The 5876-nt window shown below is 71.8% G+C and carries 6 protein-coding genes; 4 read left to right on the plus strand and 2 right to left on the minus strand.

The genetic code is table 11. The features are described 5' to 3' along the window. Together ftsL and rsmH are read right to left on the minus strand one after the other, a co-directional pair. A partial coding sequence (gene ftsL / locus AOK08_RS38750; RefSeq protein ID WP_055534850.1) for a cell division protein FtsL occupies positions 1 to 339 on the minus strand: 339 nt, incomplete at its 3' end. A gap of 97 nt (positions 340 to 436) precedes the next feature. Beyond that, positions 437 to 1393, minus strand: coding sequence for a 16S rRNA (cytosine(1402)-N(4))-methyltransferase RsmH (rsmH, locus tag AOK08_RS38755; RefSeq protein WP_079054538.1), 957 nt, complete (start codon positions 1391 to 1393; stop codon positions 437 to 439). Between the two features lie 392 nt (positions 1394 to 1785). On the opposite strand from rsmH, the gene AOK08_RS38760 reads away from it, so the two are divergent. The 4 genes from AOK08_RS38760 to AOK08_RS38775 all read left to right on the plus strand — a co-directional run. Beyond that, positions 1786 to 2334 carry a beta-class carbonic anhydrase gene (locus AOK08_RS38760; RefSeq protein ID WP_055534854.1) on the plus strand — a complete coding sequence of 183 codons (549 nt, stop codon included), beginning with the start codon at positions 1786 to 1788 and terminating at the stop codon, positions 2332 to 2334. Between the two features lie 264 nt (positions 2335 to 2598). Beyond that, complete coding sequence (locus tag AOK08_RS38765; RefSeq protein ID WP_055534856.1) at positions 2599 to 3636, plus strand: AAA family ATPase; 1038 nt, start codon at positions 2599 to 2601, stop codon at positions 3634 to 3636. Further along, the gene (locus tag AOK08_RS38770; protein WP_055534858.1) at positions 3633 to 4997 is read left to right on the plus strand and encodes a DUF58 domain-containing protein; all 1365 of its coding nucleotides are present in this window, start codon (positions 3633 to 3635) and stop codon (positions 4995 to 4997) included. Before AOK08_RS38765 ends, AOK08_RS38770 begins: the two co-directional genes overlap by 4 nt. Continuing rightward, the coding region (locus AOK08_RS38775) for a TgpA N-terminal domain-containing protein (protein ID WP_241827290.1) at positions 4994 to 5876 on the plus strand (883 nt) is incomplete at its 3' end. The genes AOK08_RS38770 and AOK08_RS38775, both read left to right, overlap by 4 nt.

The following is a 5876-nucleotide window of genomic DNA, read 5'->3' on the forward strand; positions in this document are numbered from 1 at the left end:
GACGGTGCCGTCGGGGTCGAGGAAGGCCGGGTCGCCGCCGGGCACCATGCCGAGTTCCCTGGCCCGGCGCTGGAGGGCGTCGGGCGCGGCGTAGGCGTCCACGTCCCGCTGGAGCGCCTGTTCCTCGTCGGTGAGGCTCTTGGTGTCCTTCTGGAGGTCGTCGAGGCGGAACCCGCCTTCGCTGAGCGCGGAGTTCAGCACGAGGAGCGCGATGAGGCCGCCGCCCAGCAGGAAGACGACCAGCAGGACGAAGGGGGTACGGGCGGCCTGTCCCGGCCCGGCGGGGAAGAGCCGGGCGAGCCGGGCGGCCCGGCCCTTCGGTTCGGGATTCCTTTTCACTGGTCCTCCCCGCGAGCCGGGTCTTCCCGCGTGTGCGCCCGCTCGCCTGCCCGGCGAGTCGGGCCTTCCCACTCCCCCGCGGTCCCCTCCGTACGCCTCACTCGGTGTCCTCCCTGATGCGCTGGGCCCCGCGCAGTCGCGCCGGGGCGGCTCGCCGGTTCTCGGCGATCTCTTCCTCGGTGGGAAGTTCGGCACCACGGGTGAGCAGCTTGAGCCGGGGCTGGTAACGCTCGGGCACGACCGGCAGTCCGGGGGGCGCGGTGTTGGCGGCGCCGGCCGCGAACACCTGCTTGACCAGCCGGTCTTCGAGCGAGTGGTACGACAGGACGGCGATCCGGCCGTTCACGGCGAGTGCCTTCACCGCGGCCGGGATCGCCCGTTCCAGGACGGTCAGTTCACCGTTGACCTCGATGCGCAGTGCCTGGAAGGTGCGCTTGGCGGGGTTGCCGCCGGTGCGCTTGGCGGCCTGCGGCAGGGAGTCGCGGATCAGTTCGACGAGCCGGGCGCTGTTGCTGAAGGGCTCCTTGTCGCGCTCGCGCACGATCGCGGAGACGATCCGCTTGGCCTGCTTCTCCTCGCCGTACGCCCGCAGGATCCGGACGAGTTCGCCCGGTGGGTAGGTGTTGAGGACCTCGGCGGCGCTGATGCCGGTCGTCTGGTCCATGCGCATGTCGAGGGGCGCGTCCTGGGCGTAGGCGAACCCCCGGTCGGCCTCGTCGAGTTGCATGGAGGAGACACCGAGGTCGAAGAGGACCCCGTCGACCTTCGGCAGGCCCAGCCGGTCGAGTACGTCGGGCAGTTCGTCGTAGACCGCGTGCACCAGGTCGGCGCGCTCGCCGAAGGGGGCGAGCCGCTCGCCGGAGAGGCGCAGTGCCTCCTTGTCGCGGTCGAGGGCGATCAGCCGGGCCTCGGGGAAGCGGGCGAGCAGTGCCTCGCTGTGGCCGCCGAGGCCGAGGGTGCAGTCGACGACGACCGCTCCGGGCCGCTCCAGCGCGGGCGCCAACAGGTCCAGGCACCGCTGGAGCATCACCGGGACATGTCGACTGTTGCTCAAGGGGCCCTCTCAGGTCCGGCACGGTGTTGTACGCACCGCCGGGTCCCCGCCCGCTCGGAGAAGGGGAGGCCGGCCGGCGCCGGAAGCGTCAGCCGACCGGGAGCGGGAGGAGGCCGAGCCGTACGTACGCGCCGCGCACGCGGGGGGATTCTGTCAATCCAGCAGGGAGTCTCGGCTCCCGCTTCGCGTCACTTTAGTCCACGGTGTCGCGCGGTCAATCAACCGGCCCGCGCGTGGTGCATACCGCCCCGGAAAGCCACGAATCGCCCGGAATGACTCGTACGGACACACTCCCACCACCCCTGTGGGTTGCCTCACAACAACGCTCATTGAGGTTCTTTGTCCTCTCTCACACCGGGCCCACGACGGGCGTGACCAGTACCGTCATGCTTATGACGACTTCCGCATCAGTTCCCACCGGACCCGAAGGCGCCATAACCACCGACGGCGCCGTCATCGACCGCCTCGTACAGGCCAACGGAGAGTACGCGGCCGCCTTCACCGACCCGGGGATGGACGCCCGCCCGGTGCTCCGGGTGGCGGTCGTGGCCTGCATGGACGCCCGTCTCGACCTGCATGCCGCGCTCGGCCTGGAGCTCGGCGACTGCCACACCATCCGCAACGCGGGCGGCGCCGTCACCGACGACGTGATCCGCTCCCTCACCATCAGCCAGCGGGCGCTCGGCACCCGCAGCGTCGTCCTCATCCATCACACCGGCTGCGGCCTGGAGTCCCTCACCGAGGAGTTCCGGCAGGAGCTGGAGGCCGAGGTCGGCCAGCGCCCCGCCTGGGCGGTGGAGGCCTTCCGGGACGTCGACCAGGACGTACGGCAGTCGATGCAGCGGGTGCGCACCAACCCGTTCCTGCTGCACACCGACGACGTCCGCGGCTTCGTCTTCGATGTGAAGTCGGGCCTGCTGCGCGAGATCGACCCCGCATAATCGACTGCGCACAACCGAACCGGACCGCGCATCCATACGTATGTCTCTACGAAATTTACCCTTCACTTCAGGGTCGAAATGGCCCGAAAATCAGACATACCCCTGCCAGTTATCCACAGGCGAGTGACACGAACCGGTAACGGCAACAAGAATGCGGGTGTGACGTCACGCGGGGCTCACCCCGCGTGGTGTCCGTGTTTCGGGGTGGGCCGGTCGGCATCGCAGCGCGTCGGCCCGGAGAAAGAACGGGCCTAGGAGGGCCGTGTGACGACCTATGACGATCGAGCTAGCCTCACTGATCTGACCGCCACCGCGGAGCGAGTCCGCAGTTCGGTGGAGGGAGTGATCGAGGGCAAGCCCGAGGTCGTACGGCTTTCGCTGACCGTGCTGCTCGCCGAGGGACATCTCCTGATCGAGGATGTCCCCGGTGTCGGCAAGACCATGCTGGCGAAGACGCTGGCCAAGTCCATCGACTGTTCCGTGCGGCGCATTCAGTTCACGCCGGACCTGCTGCCCTCGGACATCACCGGTGTGTCCATCTGGGACCAGCAGCGCCGCGACTTCGAGTTCAAACCGGGGGCGATCTTCGCGCAGATCGTGATCGGCGACGAGATCAACCGCGCGTCGCCGAAGACCCAGTCCGCGCTCCTGGAGTCCATGGAGGAGCGCCAGGTCACCATCGACGGGCAGACCTACGAGCTGCCCAGCCCCTTCATGGTGGTGGCCACCCAGAACCCGGTCGAGATGGAGGGCACCTACCCGCTCCCCGAGGCACAGCGCGACCGCTTCATGGCACGCGTCTCCATCGGCTACCCGAGCCCGGAGGCCGAGCTGCAGATGCTGGACGTGCACGGCGGCGTCTCACCGCTGGACGACCTCCAGCCGGTCGCCCACGCGCACGACATCGTGAAGCTCGTCGAGGCCGTCCGCAACGTCCATGTCGCGGACTCGGTCCGCAGGTACGCGGTGGACCTGGTCGGCGCCACGCGCACACACCCCGACCTCAGACTCGGCGCCTCGCCGCGCGCCACGCTGCATCTGCTGCGCGCCGCGAAGGCGTCCGCCGCCCTGAGCGGCCGGGAGTACGCGCTGCCGGACGACGTCCAGGCCCTCGCGGTGGCCGTCCTGTCCCACCGGCTGCTCCCCACCGCCCAGGCCCAGCTCAACCGCCGTACGTCCGAGCAGGTCGTCGAGGAGATCATCCAGCGCACCCCGGTGCCCACGGCGGCCCAGCAGCAGAGCGGCTTCGGCATGGGCCGCTCCGCGGCCGACTTCGGCCAGCCGCCCCGGAGGCTTGGATGAGCGCAGGCGCGCCGGGACACCCGGAGGACGACCAGGGCGACAAGGGCGGGGTGCGCACCGCGCTGGCCGGTCTCACCACCCGAGGGCGCTCCTTCCTGGCCGCCGGGGTCGCCGCCGCCATCTGCGCGTACGTCCTGGGGCAGAGCGATCTGCTCCGGGTGGGCCTGCTGCTGTCCGTACTGCCGCTGGTCTGCGCGACCGTCCTGTACCGCACGCGCTACCGGGTGGCGGGCAGCCGCAGGCTCTCCCCCGCGCGCGTGCCCGCCGCCGCCGAGGCCCGGGTCCATCTCCGGATGGACAACGTCTCGCGGCTGCCCACCGGTCTGCTGATGCTCCAGGACCGGGTGCCCTACGTGCTCGGTCCGCGCCCCCGGTTCGTCCTGGACCGGGTGGAGCCGGGCGGGCGCCGCGAGGTGTCCTACCGGGTCCGCTCCGATCTGCGGGGCCGCTATCCACTGGGCCCGCTCCAGCTCCGGCTGACCGACCCGTTCGGCATGTGCGAGCTGACCCGCTCCTTCTCGACGTACGACACCCTCACGGTGATCCCGCGCGTGGAGGCGCTGCCCCCGGTGCGGCTGACCGGTGAGGCGACGGGGTACGGCGAGGGCCGGCAGCGCTCGCTGGCGCTGGCCGGCGAGGACGACATGATCCCGCGCGGATACCGCTACGGCGACGACCTGCGCCGCGTGCACTGGCGCTCCACCGCCCGCTACGGCGAGCTGATGGTGCGCCGCGAGGAGCAGCCGCAGCGGGCCCGCTGCACGGTGCTCCTCGACACCCGGGGCGACGCCTACCTGGGCGCGGGCCCGGACTCGGCCTTCGAGTGGGCGGTGTCGGGCGCCGCGTCCGTCCTGGTCCACATGCTCGAACGGGGCTTCTCCGTACGGCTGCTGACGGACACCGGGGACTCGGTGCCCGGTGAGGGCGCCGAGGGCTTCGCGGGCACCGGCCAGGGATCGGCGGACGCCGCCGGACTGATGATGGACACGCTCGCGGTGATCGACCACTCGGACGGCACGGACATCTCCCGCGCCTACGACGTGCTGCGCGGCGGCGGTGAGGGGCTGCTGATGGCGTTCTTCGGCGACCTCGACGAGGAGCAGGCCACGGTGGCCGCCAAGATGCGGCAGCGCAGCGGCGGTGCGGTCGCCTTCGTGCTGGACAGTGAGACCTGGGTGCGGGAACCCCACGAGGCGCCGGGTCCCGAGGACCCGGGCGAGGAGTCGCTGCGCATGCTGCGCGAGTCGGGCTGGACGGCGGTGCGGGTACCTCGCGGGGCCGACCTGAGCGAGCTGTGGCGACAGGCGGACCGGGAACGTTCCGGTCTCGGCGCCCTCAGCGGCGGGGAGGGACGGTCATGAGCGGGCGCGCGCGACTCGCGCTGTGCGCCTGGGCGGCCACCATGCTGACGGCATGCGCTCTGCTGCCGCTGGTCGGGAACGCGAGCTGGCTGCTCCAGGTGGCCCTCCTGCTGGGCGTCCAGACGGTCGTCGGCGCGGGTGCCAGGCGGGTGCCGCTGGGCTGGCCGCTGACGGTGGCGGCGCAGCTCCTCGTCACGCTCGTCCTGCTGACCGTGGTCTTCGCCCGGGAGCAGTCCCTCTTCGGCCTGGTCCCCGGCCCCGGCACCTTCCGGGAGTTCGGCGCGCTGCTTCGGGGCGGCGCGGAGGACGTGGGGCGGTACGCGATCCCGGCGCCGCTCTCCGACGGCATACGGCTGATGGTGGTCGGTGGCGCCCTGTTGATCGGGCTGGCCGTGGACACCATCGCGGTGACGTTCCGCAGCGCGGCGCCGGCCGGCCTGCCGCTGCTCGCGCTCTACTCGGTCGCCGCCGGGCTGTCCGACGGCTCGGGCAGCTGGGTGTGGTTCCTGCTCGCCGCGGCGGGCTTCCTGACGCTGCTCCTGGCCGAGGGCCGGGACCGGCTCTCCCAGTGGGGCCGGGTCTTCGCCGGCGGACCGCGCACGGCGGGCGACCAGTCGGCCGGCGGCACGGTCACCCCCGTCCGCACGGGACGGCGGATCGGCGCGGTCGCGCTGGGCGTGGCCCTGGTGGTGCCGCTGGCCCTGCCCTCGCTCGACGGCGGACTTCTGAGCGCCGCGGGCGGCGGCGTGGGGTCGGGCGGCGGGGGCGGCGGCACGATCTCCGCCGTGAACCCGCTGGTGTCGCTGCGCGACAGTCTGAACGTGAACGAGGACCGCCAGGTCATGTCCGTGCGCAGCAGCAGCGAGGACACCCAGGACC

Source organism: Streptomyces graminilatus (genome assembly GCF_001418565.1).
In the GTDB taxonomy this organism is placed as follows: Bacteria; Actinomycetota; Actinomycetes; order Streptomycetales; family Streptomycetaceae; genus Streptomyces; species Streptomyces graminilatus.